This is a genomic window from Streptococcus oralis, assembly GCF_965111685.1.
Taxonomy (GTDB): domain Bacteria; phylum Bacillota; class Bacilli; order Lactobacillales; family Streptococcaceae; genus Streptococcus; species Streptococcus oralis_B.
Genome location: NZ_OZ217340.1, coordinates 1,706,510 through 1,724,268 on the forward strand (window position 1 = coordinate 1,706,510; position 17,759 = coordinate 1,724,268).

Genomic DNA, 17,759 nt, shown 5'->3' on the forward strand with positions numbered 1-17,759 from the left:
CAAGTGTCCTTTTTTTGTGCTCAACTGACCAAAAAACAGCTCTGCTGTGCACAGAACTGTTCTTTTACCAGTCTAATCCTTAAACCAGAGAGCAATTTCACGTTTTGCAGAAGCTTCCGAATCGGAGCCGTGAACTACGTTTTGAATGGCTTGATTGTCTCCTGCAGCCTTGGCGAAATCTCCTCGGACAGTTCCTGGCAGAGCTTCTTCTGGACGAGTAGCCCCCATCATGATCCGCCAAGTTTCAATCACTTTCGGACTTGATAGAATGCCCACCACTACTGGTCCTGAAGTCATAAACTGACGGATAGCAGGATAAAAACTTTTTTCAACCAAGACTTGATAGTGTTGATCAATAAAAGCTTCTAATAATGCTGAACGTAACTCTAATTTTTCGAGTTTGAAACCTCGTTGTTCCATTTTTTGCAGAATTTTGCCAACCAGCCCTCTTTTCACACCATCTGGCTTAATGATAAAGAATGTTTGTTCTATATGGACACCTACTTGGCATTTTAGTTCTTCTATTCTACCATATTTGATGAAAAAGTGGGAAAATTTTCTGAAAAAACAAAGAGAACTCAAAGGTTCTCTTGTTTGCTTTTATTCTACTGTTTCTTCAACTTGGATTTCCACAACTTCCTCTACAGGAGTAAGTTCTGCCTCTTCTTGTTCAGGAGCCAGATATTCTGCGTCATTGATTGCCTGTGGTTCAAGGTTACGGTAGCGAGCCATACCAGTACCTGCTGGGATGATCTTACCGATGATAACATTTTCCTTAAGTCCAAGGAGATGGTCTTTCTTACCACGGATGGCTGCATCTGTAAGGACACGAGTTGTTTCCTGGAAGGAAGCCGCTGACAAGAAACTGTTTGTCTCAAGCGAGGCTTTGGTGATTCCCATAAGGACTGGGCGACCTGTCGCTGGGACTCCACCGGCGATAAGGACATCTTTGTTCGCATCTGTAAAATCGTTGATGTCTAAAAGGGTACCCATGAGAAGATCTGTATCACCTGGATCCATGACACGGACTTTACGGATCATTTGACGAACCATAACCTCGATGTGTTTGTCACCGATTTCTACCCCTTGGCTACGGTAAACTTTTTGGACTTCACCGAGAAGGTAAGTTTCAACTGACAAGACATCACGAACAGCAAGGAGATGTTTTGGTTGGATAGAACCCTCTGTCAATGCTGCACCACGAGAAACTTGGTCTCCAACTTCAACACGCATACGTGCTGTAAATGGAACGACATATTCTCCTTCGCCAGTTTCACCCTTAACAAAGACTTTCTTGGTACGAGTTGATGCATCTTCTTCGATGGCTGTAACCTCACCCTTGACTTCAGTGATAACCGCTTCCCCTTTCGGATTGCGGGCTTCAAAGATTTCTTGGACACGAGGAAGACCCTGAGTGATATCGGTATTTGAGGCAACCCCACCCGTGTGGAAGGTACGCATTGTAAGCTGTGTACCAGGTTCCCCGATAGATTGGGCAGCGATTGTACCAACTGCTTCACCAACTTCAACCGCATCACCAGTCGCCAAGTTGATACCGTAACAGTGACGGCAGACACCATGACGAGTGTTACATGTAAATACAGAACGAATAGTGACTTCTTCCACACCAGCATTGACAATTTCACGCGCCTTGTCTTCTGTAATCAACTCATTTGGCCCAATGATAACTGCACCAGTTTCTGGATGTTTAACAGTTTTCTTAGTGTAACGACCATTGAGACGTTCTTCGAGTGACTCGATCATCTCTTTTCCTTCTGCGATAGAGCGGATCAAGAGACCACGGTCTGTTCCACAGTCGTCCTCACGGATGATAACGTCTTGGGCAACGTCAACCAAACGACGAGTCAAATAACCCGAGTCGGCTGTCTTAAGGGCCGTATCGGTCATACCCTTACGGGCACCGTGAGTTGAGAAGAACATTTCGAGTACTGACAAACCTTCGCGGAAGTTTGAAAGGATTGGCAATTCCATGATACGCCCGTTCGGAGCAGCCATCAGACCACGCATACCGGCAAGCTGTGAGAAGTTTGAGATGTTACCACGGGCTCCAGAGTCCATCATCATAACGATTGGGTTCTTAGGATCTTGGTTGGCAACCAAACGTTTCTCCAATTTTTCACGAGCCGCACGCCATTCAGCGGTAACTGCATTGTAGCGCTCATCGTCTGTGATCATACCACGACGGAATTGTTTGGTGATTTGTTCTACACGTTGGTGTGATTCTTCGATGATTTCAGCCTTGTCTTCAACGACCGGGATATCGGCAATACCCACTGTCAAACCTGCAAGAGTTGAGTGGTGGTAACCGAGGTTCTTCATGCGGTCAAGTAGGGCAGAAGTTTCTGTCGTACGGAAACGTTTGAAAATTTCAGCGATGATATTCCCAAGGTTTTTCTTCTTGAATGGAGGGTTGAGCTCAAGATTGCGAATAGTTTCCTTGACATCTCCACCCAGTGGCAAGAAGTACTTAGCTGGAACACCTTCTGTTAAGTTAGTATTGGTTGGTTCTTGCAAGTAAGGCAGACCCTCTGGCATGATGTCGTTGAAGAGGATTTTACCAACAGTTGTCAGCAAGACCTTGTGTTTTTGCTCTTCAGTCCATGGTTTGTTGAGGCTGTCTGTTGCAATACCAACACGTGAGTGGAGGTGAACATAACCATTACGGTAAGCCATAACAGCTTCGTCACGGTCTTTGAAGACCATTCCTTCACCTTCACGACCAGCTTCTTCCATGGTCAAGTAGTAGTTACCCAAAACCATGTCCTGAGATGGAGTAACAACTGGTTTACCATCTTTCGGGTTCAAGATGTGTTCAGCAGCTAGCATGAGGATACGAGCTTCCGCTTGGGCTTCTTCTGAAAGCGGTACGTGAATGGCCATTTGATCCCCGTCAAAGTCGGCGTTGTAGGCTTCACAGACAAGTGGGTGCAAGCGAAGGGCCTTACCGTCAATCAAGACTGGTTCGAAGGCTTGGATACCCAAACGGTGAAGGGTCGGTGCGCGGTTCAAAAGCACTGGATGTTCTTTAATCACTTCTTCGAGGATATCCCAGATACGTTCATCTCCACGTTCCACCAAGCGTTTCGCTGCTTTCACGTTTTGCACGATGTCACGGGCAACGATTTCACGCATGACGAATGGTTTAAAGAGCTCGATTGCCATTTCACGCGGCACACCACATTGGTACATCTTAAGAGTTGGACCAACGGCGATAACGGAACGTCCTGAGAAGTCAACACGTTTACCGAGCAAGTTTTGACGGAAGCGTCCTTGTTTACCTTTAAGCATGTGGCTCAATGATTTGAGTGGACGGCTACCTGGTCCTGTGATCGGGCGACCACGACGACCATTGTCAATCAAAGCGTCAACCGCTTCTTGAAGCATACGCTTCTCATTTTGAACGATGATACCTGGTGCATTCAACTCAAGCAAACGAGCTAAACGGTTGTTACGATTGATAACACGACGGTAAAGGTCGTTCAAGTCAGATGAAGCAAAACGACCACCATCCAACTGCAACATTGGACGAAGATCTGGTGGAATAACTGGAAGGATGTTGAGAATCATCCATTCAGGTTTGTTTCCAGACTTGTAAAAGGCATCCAAAACATCCAAACGACGGATAGCTTTGACACGTTTTTGTCCAGTAGCTGTTTTCAACTCTTCTTTGAGTTCAGCAATTTCTTTTTCAAGATCTACTTGTTTCAAGAGGTCTTGGATGGCTTCGGCACCCATCTTGGCAACGAATGATCCATAACCATACTCACGCAAGCGTTCACGGTATTCACGCTCTGTCATGATTGACTTGTGCTCAAGTGGTGTATTCTTCGGATCAATCACCACATAAGCCGCAAAGTAGATCACTTCCTCGAGGGCACGAGGGCTCATATCAAGGGTCAAGCCCATACGACTTGGAATCCCCTTGAAATACCAGATGTGAGATACAGGAGCTTTCAACTCGATGTGCCCCATGCGCTCACGACGAACTTTTGTACGCGTTACTTCAACCCCACAGCGGTCACAAACAATCCCTCTGTAACGAATGCGTTTGTACTTACCACAAGCACATTCCCAGTCTTTTGTAGGACCAAAGATGACTTCGTCAAAGAGTCCTTCACGTTCTGGTTTCAAGGTACGGTAATTGATTGTTTCAGGTTTTTTGACTTCTCCATAAGACCATGAACGGACTTTGCTTGGAGAAGCTAGGGTGATTTGCATACTTTTAAAACGATTTACATCAACCACTATTTCTTCCCTTTCTATTTTAAGTGAACTGCTTATTCTTGTTCAGCAGCTTCTTCTGTTGCTTCCGCTTTTGTTGCTTTTTCAGCTTCTTCAGCTTCAAAGGCTGCTTTAGCCTCTTGAGCTGCTTTTTCGCGGGCTTTTTCAAGGTCATCTACGTGGATGACATCTTCGTCCATTCCTTCATCCAAGTCGCGAAGTTCCACTTCTTGGTCATCTTCGTCAAGGACACGCATGTCAAGACCAAGAGATTGCAATTCTTTGACAAGAACTCGGAAGGATTCTGGAACACCTGGTTTTGGAATTGGTTTTCCTTTTGTAATGGCTTCATAAGCTTTCAAACGTCCGTTGATATCGTCAGACTTGTAAGTCAAGATTTCTTGAAGAACATTTGACGCACCATAGGCTTCAAGAGCCCAAACCTCCATCTCACCGAAACGTTGTCCACCAAACTGAGCTTTACCTCCGAGTGGTTGTTGTGTAACGGTTGAGTATGGTCCGACTGAACGCGCGTGCAATTTATCATCAACCATGTGGTGGAGTTTGATCATGTACATGACACCAACTGATACACGGTTGTCAAACGGCTCACCAGTACGTCCATCGTAAAGGATTGTCTTAGCATCGCTGTCCATACCTGCTTCTTTAACAGTGTCCCAAAGGTCTTCCGAACTTGCTCCGTCAAAGACTGGTGTTGCGATATGGATACCAAGAGTACGAGCTGCCATACCAAGGTGGAGTTCCATAACTTGACCGATATTCATACGTGATGGCACCCCAAGTGGGTTCAACATGATATCGACTGGAGTTCCGTCTGGAAGGTAAGGCATGTCTTCTACAGGAACGATACGAGAGACAACCCCTTTGTTTCCGTGACGTCCGGCCATCTTATCTCCGACCTTGATCTTACGTTTTTGAGCGATGTAGACGCGAACCAGCATGTTAACACCTGATTGCAACTCATCTCCATTTGCACGTGTAAAGATCTTAACATCACGAACGACACCATCGGCACCGTGAGGTACACGGAGAGAAGTGTCACGCACTTCACGAGACTTGTCTCCGAAGATAGCGTGCAAGAGACGTTCTTCAGCTGAGAGGTCTTTCTCACCCTTAGGTGTGACTTTACCTACAAGGATATCCCCTTCTTTAACCTCAGCACCGATACGGATAATACCCATTTCGTCAAGGTCTTTAAGAGCATCTTCACCAACGTTTGGAATTTCTCGAGTAATTTCTTCAGGCCCAAGCTTTGTATCGCGGGTTTCTGATTCGTATTCTTCAAGGTGGACAGATGTGTAGACATCGTCTTTGACCAAGCGTTCGCTCATGATAACGGCATCCTCGAAGTTGTAACCTTCCCATGTCATGTAGGCAACGATTGGGTTTTGTCCAAGCGCCATTTCACCTTTTTCCATAGAAGGTCCGTCAGCGATAAAGTCGCCTTTTTCAACGACATCGCCAACCTTAACAAGTGTACGTTGATTATAAGCAGTACCTGAGTTAGAACGACGGAATTTTTGGATGTGGTAAACGTCTAGCGAACCATCTTCACGACGTACTTCTACCTTATCAGCATCTGCGTAAGTAACTTTACCACCATACTGAGCAATCACAGCAGCACCAGAGTCATGAGCCGCTTGGTATTCCATACCAGTACCAACGTAAGGTGCTTTGGGATCAATCAAAGGCACAGCCTGACGTTGCATGTTGGCACCCATGAGGGCACGGTTGGAGTCATCGTTTTCCAAGAAAGGAATACATGCAGTCGCAACGGCAACTACCTGTTTTGGTGACACGTCCATGTAGTCAACTACTTCTGCTGGATACTCTTGGTTGACCCCTTGGTGACGTCCCATAACCGTTTTCTCAGCAAAAGTTCCATCTTCGTTCAGACGTGAGTTGGCCTGCGCAACAGTAAATTCATCTTCTTCATCTGCTGTCAACCAAACGATTTCGTTGGTCACAGCACCTGTTTCACGGTCAACCTTACGGTATGGTGTTTGAACAAAGCCATACTTATTCAAGTGTCCGTATGATGACAAGTTATTAATCAAACCGATGTTTGGTCCTTCAGGCGTCTCGATTGGACACATACGACCATAGTGAGTATAGTGCACGTCACGGACTTCATATCCAGCACGGTCACGCGTCAAACCACCAGGCCCCAAGGCCGACAAACGACGTTTGTGAGACAACTCAGAAAGCGGGTTGTGTTGGTCCATGAACTGTGACAACTGTGATGAACCAAAGAATTCTTTAACCGCAGCTGTTACTGGACGGATGTTGATGATTTGTTGCGGCGTCAAAACTTCATTGTCCTGAACAGACATACGCTCACGGACATTACGTTCCATACGAGAAAGACCAAGGCGAACTTGGTTGGCAAGCAATTCACCAACTGCACGGATACGACGATTTCCAAGGTGGTCGATATCATCCACACGTCCGATACCTTCAGCCAAGTTGAGGAAGTAGCTCATCTCAGCAAGGATATCTGCAGGAGTTACAACACGAACCTTATCATCTGGATTGGCATTGCCGATGATGGTTACAACACGGTCTGGGTCCGTTGGAGCAACAACCTTGAATTTTTGAAGGACAACCGGTTCTGTCAAAACAGCTGCATCGTTTGGAATATAAACGATCTTGTTCAAGTCGCCATCCAAGTGACTCTCGATACTTTCAATCACGCTACGAGTCATAACGGTACCAGCTTCTACCAAGATTTCACCAGTTTCAGGGTCTACCAATGGCTCCGCAATGGTTTGGTTGAGCAAGCGTGTTTTAACGTTGAGTTTTTTATTGATCTTGTAACGACCAACAGCTGCCAAATCGTAGCGACGTGGATCAAAGAAACGCGCTACAAGCAAGCTACGTGAGCTTTCAGCTGTCTTAGGTTCACCTGGACGAAGGCGTTCGTAGATTTCTTTCAAGGCTTCGTCTGTACGAGAGTCCATTGGATTCTTGTGGATATCTTTTTCAACGGTATTGCGAACCAATTCGCTGTCACCGAAGATATCAAAGATTTCATCATCACCTGAGAAACCAAGCGCACGAACCAAGGTCGTAAACGGAATTTTACGGGTACGGTCAATACGAGTGTAGGCGATATCTTTTGAATCGCTTTCAAGTTCCAACCAAGCTCCACGGTTAGGGATAACCGTTGAACCGTAGCCAACTTTACCGTTTTTGTCTACCTTGTCGTTAAAATAAACACCAGGAGAACGAACCAGCTGAGATACGATGATACGTTCACCACCGTTGATGATGAAGGTTCCCATCTCTGTCATGATTGGGAAATCTCCAAAGAAGACTTCTTGGGTCTTGATTTCGCCAGTTTCCTTGTTGATCAAGCGGAAGGTTACAAAAATAGGTGCTGAGTAGCTAGCATCGTGGATACGTGCTTCTTCGAGCGTGTATTTTGGTTCCTTGATTTCATATCCAACAAATTCCAACTCCATAGTTTCTGTGAAGTTTGAAATTGGCAATACATCTTCAAATACTTCCTTAAGACCGTGATCTAGGAAATCTTTGAATGAATCAGTTTGAATTTCAATCAAATTTGGTAAGTCAAGAACTTCTTTGATTCTTGAAAAACTACGACGGGTACGATGTTTCCCGTATTGAACGTCATGTCCTGCCAAGATGATTCTCCTTTGTAAATAAATTTCAAGCCTTGTCAATCAGGCTTTTCTAATCGTCATATGGTTTTTAAAAACCCCTATCACCGTGTCCCTTTGACAAATTTTCAGAATCTTTAAATCTTTGTTACAAGCACTCAAAAACCTGAAAAAAAGCACAAAAAGAGCAGCTAAATCTGACTTTTTCAGAAGATTTAACTGCTGTGAGCCTTGTCTGGACAATATTTCAGACAAAACCTACGACAAATGATTACTCATATTATACCTTATCTAGCCAGATTTTTCAAGGTTTTTTTACTACTTTTTAAACAATCTTTTCCTATATATTATTTAAAAATTTCAAGAGAATGAAGCATTATATTTTCTCTCAAAAACTAGGAAAACGCTTGCACTAATGTTTACCTCGTGCTATACTGTTAGGGAACAACTACACAAGGAGAATTGTGATGAAAAAGATTCCATCTCAATCTGAGAAAAAAATGATTTATGGTATCCGTTCCTTGAAGAACGGAACTGGTTCTGTCCTCATTGGTGCCAGCATTGTCTTTCTTTCTGCTACAATGCCAACTATTTCGGCCAACGAAAACCTGCCTCAAACTCAGGAAAATACCAGCGCTGTAACCAAGGCCCCTACTGAGACTGAAACGAGTCAAACTCAAAAGGAAACGCCTATTTCTGAACAAAAAAATGCAAACGCTTCCCTTGATTCTAAAAAGGAAGCTCCAGCTGTGGAAACTACTACAGCACCAGAAACACCTAAAACAGAAGATGCTAGCACAAGCCAGGCTAACAGCAAGGAAGAGAAGGCAGATACTCCGACTTCAACGCCAAGTTCTGATCAAAAACCACAAGCAGACACATCTTCTGAAGAACCCATCGCAGACAACTACTTCCGCATCCATGTAAAGAAACTTCCTGAGGAAAACAAGGATTCCCAAGGTCTTTGGACTTGGGATGATGTTGAAAAGCCGTCTGAAAACTGGCCCAATGGAGCCAAGTCCTTCAAGGATGCCAAGCAAGATGACTACGGCTATTACCTCGATGTCAAACTCAAAAATGAGCAAGCCAAGAAAGTCAGCTTCCTCATCAACAATACCAAAGGGGATAACTTGACTGGGGACCGTTCGGTAGAGCGCCTCTCTCCAAAAATGAACGAGGCCTGGCTGGATGAAAACTACAAGGTACACAACTACCGTCCTCAGCCAGCAGGAACTGTCCGTGTCAACTATTACCGCACAGATGGCAACTATGACAAAAAATCTCTTTGGTATTGGGGCGATGTAAAGAACCCAAGCAGTGGAGAATGGCCTGACGGTACTGACTTTACCGCAACTGGAAAATATGGTCGTTACATTGATATCCCACTCAATAAAGCCGCAAGAGAATTTGGATTTTTATTACTAGACGAAAGCAAGAAAGGCGATGATGTAAAAATCAGAAAAGAAGATTATAAATTCACTGATCTAAAAAATCACAGTCAAATCTTCCTCAAAGATGATGACGAAACCATCTACACTAACCCCTACTATGTGCACGATATCCGCTTGACTGGTGCCCAACACGTGGCTAAATCTCGTATCGAAAGCAGCTTTTCTACCCTAGTTGGAGCCAAGAAAGACGATATCCTCAAACACTCCGGCATCACTGATTACCAAGGGAATAAAGTAGCTATCACAGACGTGGAAGTGGATGAAGCTGGTAAGAAAGTGACCTATATCGGCGACTTCTCTGACACTCAACACCCGTACACTGTCAGCTACAATTCAGACCGCTTTACCACACGTTCAAGCTGGCGCCTCAAGGATGAGTCCTACAGTTATGATGGTCCACTCGGCGCAACTCTAAAAGAAGATGGCAAGCGTGTTGATCTCACCCTCTGGTCTCCAAGTGCTGATAAGGTTTCCGTTGTTGTCTATGACAAGAAAGACCCTGAAAAAGTGGTCGGAACTGTCGCCCTCGAAAAAGGAGAAAAAGGAACCTGGAAACAAACTCTGGATACAAACTCTGATCTCGGTATCAGCAACTACACTGGCTACTACTACCACTACCAAATCGAGCGTCAAGGCAAAACCGTTCTCGTTCTTGATCCTTATGCCAAATCATTAGCGGCTTGGAATAGTGACCTAGCAAAAACAGATGTCACTCATAAGGTCGCTAAAGCTGCCTTTGTGGACCCATCTAAACTAGGTCCACAAGACTTGACCTACGGTAAGATTCGCAACTTCAAATCGCGAGAAGATGCTGTCATCTATGAAGCCCATGTTCGTGACTTCACCTCAGATCCTGCCATCGCAAAAGACTTGACCAAGCCATTTGGTACCTTTGAAGCCTTTATCGAAAAACTAGACTATCTCAAAGACCTAGGTGTGACTCATATCCAGCTCCTTCCAGTCTTGTCTTACTACTTTGTCAACGAATTGCAGAACCATGAACGTTTGTCTGCCTACGCTTCAAGCAACAGTAACTACAACTGGGGATATGACCCTCAAAACTACTTCTCCTTGACTGGTATGTACTCAAGCAATCCTAAGGATCCAGAAAAACGAATTGCAGAATTCAAAAACCTCATCAACGAGATCCATAAACGTGGCATGGGGGCTATCCTGGACGTGGTCTACAACCATACTGCAAATGTTGATATTTTTGAAGATATTGAGCCAAACTACTATCACTTTATGGATGCAGACGGAACTCCACGTACTAGCTTCGGAGGCGGCCGTTTGGGAACTACCCACTACATGTCTAAACGTGTCTTGGTAGACTCTATCAAGTATCTGGTTGAAACTTACAAAGTAGATGGTTTCCGCTTTGATATGATGGGTGACCACGATGCGGCTTCAATCGAAGAAGCTTACAAGGCTGCACGAGCCCTTAATCCAAATCTCATCATGCTTGGTGAAGGTTGGAGAACCTATACTGGTGATGAAAATACACCTGTACAACCTGCTGACCAAGATTGGATGAAGAAAACAGATACTGTCGCTGTCTTTTCAGACGACATCCGCAACAACCTCAAGTCTGGCTATCCAAACGAAGGTCAACCTGCCTTTATCACAGGTGGCAAACGCGATATCAATACCATCTTTAAAAATCTCATTGCCCAACCAACTAACTTTGAGGCTGACAATCCTGGAGATGTAATCCAGTATATTGCAGCCCATGATAACTTGACCCTCTTTGACATCATTGCCCAGTCTATCAAAAAAGACCCAAGCAAGGCTGAAAACTACGCTGAGATCCATCGTCGTTTGCGACTTGGAAACCTCATGGTCTTGACTGCTCAAGGAACTCCCTTTATCCACTCTGGGCAGGAATATGGACGTACCAAACAATTCCTTGATCCAGCCTATAAGACTCCTGTTCCTGAAGATAAGGTTCCAAACAAGTCTCACTTGTTGCGCGACAAGGACGGCAAGCCGTTTGTCTATCCTTACTTTATCCATGACTCTTACGACTCTAGTGATGCTGTCAACAAGTTTGATTGGACCAAAGCAACTGATAGCAAAGCATATCCTGAAAATGTCAAGAGCCGTGACTACATGAAAGGATTGATCGCTCTTCGTCAATCTACAGACGCCTTCCGACTCAAGAGTCTACAAGATATCAAAGAACGCGTCAAACTCATCACTGTCCCAGGAAAAAATGGTGTTGAAAAAGAAGACGTGGTGATTGGCTACCAAATCACTGCTCCAAACGGTGATATCTACGCAGTCTTTGTCAATGCGGATGAAAAAGCTCGCGAATTTAATTTGGGAACTGCCTTTGCCCACCTCAGGAATGCTGAAGTTTTAGCAGATGAAAACCAAGCAGGGCCAGTCGGAATTGCCAACCCTCAAGGTCTTGAATGGACTGAAAAAGGCTTGAAATTAAATGCCCTTACTGCCACTGTTCTTCGAGTCTCTCAAGGCGGTGCAATTGTCGCCCCAGCTGTGGAAGAAAAACCAGAATTTGACCTTTCTAGCTCAAAACAAGGACACGGTCAAAATAACAGCCAAGACAATATGTCAAACCGAGTAGTCAAACCGGAACAGCAAACTCCAGCTCCACAAACTACACCTGATTCTGCAAAACCAGATGCAAAAGTAGCTGATGCGGAAAATAAACCTAGCCAAGCTACAGCTGATTCACAAGCTGAACAACCAGCACAAGAAGCATCTGTAAAAGAGGCGGTTCAAAACGAATCGGTAGAAAACTCTAGCAAAGATAATACACCTTCTCCCCTAGCTAAACAAGCTGAACTTCCAAATACAGGAACCGAGAGCAAATCCCTCCTTGCCCTTGCTGGATTCAGCATCCTTGCCCTTCTCGGACTTGGATGGTTGATAAAAAACAAGAAAAAGAAATAACCTAGCCCTCCTATAGAGAAATCACCCCATGGTCAGAAGAATCTTCTAGTCATGGGGTGTTGTTTTTATGATACACTTATCTATCAAATCATATATTCTACACTATAGCTAGCGTCTGATAAGATACGAGCCAGAAACTGCTTGGTTCGTTCTTCTTGTGGACGACTAAAGAAATCGTGGGGATTGTTCTCCTCTACGATACGGCCTCCATCCATGAAAATAACGTGGTTTGCGACATCTCTAGCAAATCCCATCTCATGCGTGACGACCACCATGGTCACACCTTCTCCCGCCAACTGTTTCAGAACATCCAAAACATCTCCAACCAACTCAGGGTCTAGTGCTGATGTTGGTTCATCCAGCAAAATGACCTCGGGCTTGACGGCAATAGCACGCGCAATTCCTATTCGTTGTTGTTGCCCTCCAGATAGTTGTGAAGGGTAGTAGTCCTTATAAGCAAGTAAACCAACTTTTTCCAAGGCAGATTCTGCACGTTTGAGCGCTTCTTCCTTGGGAACTTTACGAGCGACGATTAGGCCTTCTAGAATATTTTCCAGAGCAGTTTTGTTTGCAAATAGATTGTAGTGTTGGAAAACAAAGGCTGTTTTTTGGCGAATTTCTAGAATGTCTTTCTTGCTTAATTTGGCTAAGTCATAAGTTTTTCCTGCCAAGGTCAAACGGCCACTGTCAGCTTTTTCTAAGTGGTTGAGACAACGGAGAAAGGTCGTTTTCCCCGAACCTGATGGTCCTAAGATAACGACGACATCCCCTTGGTTGACCTGGAGATTGACATCCTCCAGGACCTGCCTCTCACCAAATGTTTTTGCGATATGTTCTACTTGTAACATCCTGTCCTCCTATACAAAACGCGCGCTAGATGCTTTTGCTCTCTTTTCTTTTTTCACATAGCCTTTCTCCAGTAGGGAAAAGCCCCACTGAATCAAACCACAGATCAAAATATACTGCAAAAAGATCACAAAATAAGACTCAAAATACTGGTAACCGTAGGACGCCTCCACACGGGCAATAGCAGTGATATCCTTGATGGTCATGACAAAGACCAAGGAGGTCCCTTTGACGATATTAATCACCAGATTGGCCAAGTTAGGCAAGGCTGAGCGCAGGGCTTGAGGAAAAACAATCCTTAGATAGGCTTGGGTCGTAGTCAGCCCAATCGCATGCGCCGCCTCTAATTGTCCCTTGTCCACCGTCAAGATCGCTGAACGCAAAATCTCCGATAAACTCCCGACTGTCATCAAACTATAAATGATAAAGGCATAATAGAGAGGATCAAGCTTGAAAATATCAAAGTCACTTCCTATGCTTTTGAGAAATTGATTCAGCAAACTTGGAAACAAACTATAAAAGAAGAGAATCAATAAAATCGGAGGAGTCGCTCGGATAAAGGCCAGATAGACCAGAGAAAAACTCCTCACCCCTCGAACCTTGTAGATCTGTCCCAATGCTAAAAATAGAGCCGGTAAAAAGCTTAAGACCATAGCCACAATCATGATAATCAGGGTGATTGGCACACCCTTCAAGGTCTCCAGAAAGGTCTTTACAATATAGTCTATATCCATTTCTTACCTCCCTTTTGTTTCCAAAGACTTCTCAAGCAAACGACTCAAGCTAGAAATAACCAAGGCACTCCCCCAGTAAAGAAGTGCAACTGCCGTATAGGTTTCCAGCGAGTAGTTCCCTAAATTGCGACTGATCAAGAGATTGCCCGCACCCATAACATCAACGAAACCAATCGTATAGGCCAAGGCAGCATCTCGCATGAGATTGAGAATAGCAGTTGTTATATTGGGAAGAGCAACTTGAAAAGCTTGGGGAAAAATGATTCTCAAAAAAGTCTGACTTGGAGTCAAACCAATACTAAGCCCGGCCTCTGTCTGCCCCTTTGGAATAGCTTGATAGGCCGCCTTGAAAACCTCGGCAACAATAGCCGCAAACAAGAGAATCATCGTCAGGAGAACAAAAATAGTTTTAGACCAGTTGTTGATATCCAAACCAAGCCACCATTTCAGAAATTCTGGCAAGCCATAAAAGACTAGAAAAAGTAAGACAATCGGCGGTGTACAACGAAGGGTAAAGATATAGCCTTTGGAAATCGCTGCAAAACTCTTGTCTTCTCCTACTTGTACCCAGGCCAAGAGGACTCCAAAAAGGGAACCAAGAAGAGTAGTAAAAAAGAGAATGGACAAGGTCATAGGAAGCGCCTGCCATAAGGTCGGCAAAAACTGAAAGACCTTGGAAAAATCATAAGAAACCATGCAAAACCCTTTCTAGTCTTGGAATTTCTGGTCTAGTCTTTGTCTACGTAACTAAAGACATCTTCTTTAAAGTATTGCTGAGATAGCTTAGCAAGCGTGCCATCTTCTTTCAACCCTTTGATTGCTTTTTCATATTCTTTAGCAAATTTCTCACCCTTTTCATCACGGTGAATCAAGGGATAAGTTGGAATCCCCTTATATGGGAACCAGCTGAGTTTGTCCGCATATTGGTGGTAAGGGCCATCTTCTGCGGTAACTGCTTTTTCAAAGGACAGTTTGATATCAAAGAAGGCATCATAACGTCCTTCTAAGACCCAGGCATAGGCATCTGCCACTTTGAAGGATTCCGCTGCTGTTAGCTCAATCGGTGCGTTCTGATGTTTTTCGTTGTAGCTGGTGATGACATTCCATTGAGCATTCTGTGGAGAGATGGGAACCAATTTCCCTTTATTCTTTGCAAAGTCATCAATGGTTTTGTATTTCTGTTCATCTTCTTTTCTGACAGTAAATCCGATGATGCTCGCTCCGACTGGTTCAGATGGAATGACAAACTTTTTAGCTCGTTCTTCTGTGTACCAAGCTCCCTTGGTTCCGATGTCATACTTGCCTGATTCCAGACCAATCAAGAGGTCGTCATCACTGGTACCCGTATATTCAAATTGATAGTTTGCCAACTTCTCATCAACAGCCTTCAAAACAGCTACTTCATAACCATCTGATTCCCCTTTTTCATTGACAAAGTCATAAGGTACGTAGTTTTGTGTATGAGCAACCTTCAAGGTTATGACTTCAGCAGACGAAGCCATTTCTCCCTCCTTAGCTGGAGCGCCAGCTAAACTTCTCCCGATAATCGTTGCCCCAATTACTGCAACAACTGCTACACCACCGATAATCCATGCTTTTTTACTCATCTTTTTCTCCTTTAGTTTTCAAGCGCTTCTCTCACCCACTGGATACGTTCAACTGCGATATCACTTGGAATGGTACAATCTGCCCCAAGTACCAGGCCCTGTTCTCCAGCTTCTGCAACTAGTTTCTTTGCCTCAGCCTGAATGGCGTCCTTGCTACCAGTATACAGCAAGCCTGTCTTACCATTTTCGAATCCTCCAAGAACCGTACGTCCCTTGAAAATCTCACGACCTTCCTTGAGAGTGATTCCTTCTGGTCCTACAGCCCAGTTAAAGACTTGGGCTTGATAGTCTGCAAAAAGATGAATATCATTTCGCGCCCCCTCGTAGCCACAGATATGAAGAACAGTGACACCACCAACAGCACTAGCTGCTTCCAGAACCGTTATCTCGCTAGGTGCAATGACGGCTTGATAATCTGCTGCCGACACTCGTTGATCTTGGATACTTTGCACGCTGAGGTAGATTCCGTCAGCACCAGCCTCTTTGATGACAGCTCGGCTGAGACTAGCAATATCTTCTGCAATCACATCCAACACCTTCTTCAGAGCTTCAGGATCTTCCACCAGAAAGTTCGCAATAAGGTCATCTCCGCCAGACACTTCCCCTAGTAGCCACTTGAGATAGGTAACAGGAGCAAAAATATTGTAAATCGCAACGATATCTTCTGTAAACTCTTGCTTGATTTTCTTAACCAAGGCCACCTGCTCTTTTATCCAAGCTTGATCTGGTCCGAGTGGTTGAATGGTCGCCAATTCTTGAAGTGATTTTCCTTTGGCAATCGCTGGATTTGGATAAGCAAAGTAGCCATCACTCATGAGTTTGATAAAGTCCGGCTGAACTTCTCGGATAAAGCGCTTATGGCCCTCGGTATTCTTCTCGATAATGGCTGGATTTGAGAAACCGTCTAGCCATTCGTCTTCGGATGTGAAATGGTGCCAAAAGCCAACTGGCACACGATCAACCTTTTCACCTCTAAATGCTTTTAAAACCCATTCTCTTTTTTCTGACATTCTTATTCTCCATTTCTTACTTTTTCAACTAATAAACTGCTTGCGATATCATTCGAGCGTAGAAAGGGGAGACTGGACTTGGAAAAATCCTGAACTCCACGACATCTCTCTCCATTTTTGCAGTGCTGATTTTTTACGATTCTTATGGCAACCAAGGCCAGCAAACCGACAACTGCAATGAAGATGCCCCATCTTTTACTTTTCATAGCTCCTCCTTTTAGAGAACAGCTGCCTGCCGAATCCAGTCCAACCTCTCTAAGTCAAAGTCATCTGGAACAGTACAGTCAGCTCCCAGAAGAACGCCTTTACGACCCGCTTCAGCCAGCAACCGTCTTGTTTCATCTTGCAATTCCGCCTTGGAACCTTGATAAAGCAGGCTTTTCTTGCCATTTTCAAATCCACCTAAAACGGCCTTGCCTGGGAACAACTCCTGACCCTGTGTCAAACTAACATCCTCATGGTGGGTCGCCCAGTTGACAACTTGCGCTGGATAATCCTTAAATATCGTCACATCATTGCTTGCACCTTCAAATCCACAGATATGGAGGATATTGGTCCCACCAACCTGATTGGCTGCCTCCAAAACCGCTATATTGCTCGGTTCGATATAGGTTTGATAGAGTGCTAGTGTGATGCGCTCATCTTGAATTTCCTGGGTGCTGAGGTAAATCCCATCGACCCCACCTTGCTGGATGATTTTCTGAGTTAGGACAGCAATATCTCCTGCAATCACATCTAGAATCGCTCTGAATTGCTCAGGATTTTCAAGCAATAGATTAGCCACTTTCTTATCTCCTCGAGAGGTTTCTGTACGGAACCAGCGCTTGAGGTAGGAGATCGGTGAAAAGATATTGTAGAAAGAAGCAATCTCTTCGGTAAAGGTCTCTCGAATCGCTTGTACCACTTCCACTTGTTGCTGAATCCATGGGTGTCCCTCACCAATCGACTCAATAGAAGTCAGCTCCTGAATGCTTGCAATCTTAGGATTATAGACATTACTTGGATAAAGGAAAAAACCGTCACTCATAATTTTAACAAAATCAGGGCGAATCCTTTCCACATAGTTGCGATGCCCATCAACACTTTTTTGAAAGATACGTGGATTATTTAATCCCTGTCCCTTTTCTTCGAGTGTTACAAAATGAAACCAAAATCCCACAGGAACTCTTTCCACTTCATCGCCTCGAATCGCTCTAAAGACTAGATCTCTTTTACTTGCCATACCTTTCTCCTTCCATTTGGATTGAAACCATCTTACCACTCCTTTTCCCCTTTTCCCAATATATATTGACTATCAACTCGATTGGAA

Annotated in this window: 11 protein-coding genes; 1 reads left to right on the forward strand and 10 read right to left on the reverse strand. The window is 44.4% G+C overall.

The annotated features are described in order from the left end of the window. Positions 1-72 precede the first annotated feature (72 nt). The 3 genes from ndk to rpoB all read right to left on the reverse strand — a co-directional run bounded on the left by ndk (position 73) and on the right by rpoB (position 7,910). The gene (ndk, locus tag ACLV7H_RS08710; RefSeq protein WP_411867081.1) at positions 73-492 is read right to left on the reverse strand and encodes a nucleoside-diphosphate kinase; all 420 of its coding nucleotides are present in this window, start codon (positions 490-492) and stop codon (positions 73-75) included. Between the two features lie 108 nt (positions 493-600). Beyond that, complete coding sequence (rpoC, locus tag ACLV7H_RS08715) at positions 601-4,266, reverse strand: DNA-directed RNA polymerase subunit beta' (RefSeq protein ID WP_411866948.1); 3,666 nt, start codon at positions 4,264-4,266, stop codon at positions 601-603. Between the two features lie 32 nt (positions 4,267-4,298). After that, positions 4,299-7,910: a DNA-directed RNA polymerase subunit beta gene (rpoB, locus tag ACLV7H_RS08720; protein WP_411866949.1), complete on the reverse strand. Its 3,612-nt coding sequence runs from the start codon at positions 7,908-7,910 to the stop codon at positions 4,299-4,301. Between the two features lie 443 nt (positions 7,911-8,353). Between rpoB and ACLV7H_RS08725 the strand changes: the two genes are divergently transcribed. Continuing rightward, positions 8,354-12,253: a pullulanase gene (locus ACLV7H_RS08725; RefSeq protein WP_411866950.1), complete on the forward strand. Its 3,900-nt coding sequence runs from the start codon at positions 8,354-8,356 to the stop codon at positions 12,251-12,253. A gap of 83 nt (positions 12,254-12,336) precedes the next feature. On the opposite strand, the gene ACLV7H_RS08730 is transcribed toward ACLV7H_RS08725, so the two are convergent. From ACLV7H_RS08730 to ACLV7H_RS08760, 7 genes are read right to left on the reverse strand one after another with little or no spacing between them, the layout of a single operon-like run. Further along, a complete protein-coding gene (locus ACLV7H_RS08730) occupies positions 12,337-13,101 on the reverse strand; it encodes an amino acid ABC transporter ATP-binding protein (protein ID WP_000942251.1) in 765 nt (254 codons plus the stop codon). Positions 13,102-13,110: 9 nt separating this feature from the next. Continuing rightward, complete coding sequence (locus tag ACLV7H_RS08735) at positions 13,111-13,833, reverse strand: amino acid ABC transporter permease (protein ID WP_042768837.1); 723 nt, start codon at positions 13,831-13,833, stop codon at positions 13,111-13,113. 3 nt (positions 13,834-13,836) lie between these two features. Then, on the reverse strand, positions 13,837-14,529 hold the full coding sequence (locus tag ACLV7H_RS08740) for an amino acid ABC transporter permease (protein WP_411866951.1): 693 nt from the start codon (positions 14,527-14,529) through the stop codon (positions 13,837-13,839). Positions 14,530-14,561: 32 nt separating this feature from the next. Next, entirely contained in the window at positions 14,562-15,440 is an 879-nt protein-coding gene (locus tag ACLV7H_RS08745) for a transporter substrate-binding domain-containing protein (protein WP_411866952.1), read from the reverse strand. A gap of 11 nt (positions 15,441-15,451) precedes the next feature. Continuing rightward, complete coding sequence (locus ACLV7H_RS08750; RefSeq protein ID WP_411866953.1) at positions 15,452-16,450, reverse strand: uroporphyrinogen decarboxylase family protein; 999 nt, start codon at positions 16,448-16,450, stop codon at positions 15,452-15,454. Between the two features lie 2 nt (positions 16,451-16,452). Then, on the reverse strand, positions 16,453-16,656 hold the full coding sequence (locus ACLV7H_RS08755; RefSeq protein WP_411866954.1) for a hypothetical protein: 204 nt from the start codon (positions 16,654-16,656) through the stop codon (positions 16,453-16,455). A gap of 11 nt (positions 16,657-16,667) precedes the next feature. Continuing rightward, positions 16,668-17,672 carry a uroporphyrinogen decarboxylase family protein gene (locus ACLV7H_RS08760; protein WP_411866955.1) on the reverse strand — a complete coding sequence of 335 codons (1,005 nt, stop codon included), beginning with the start codon at positions 17,670-17,672 and terminating at the stop codon, positions 16,668-16,670. Between the last annotated feature and the right edge of the window lie 87 nt (positions 17,673-17,759).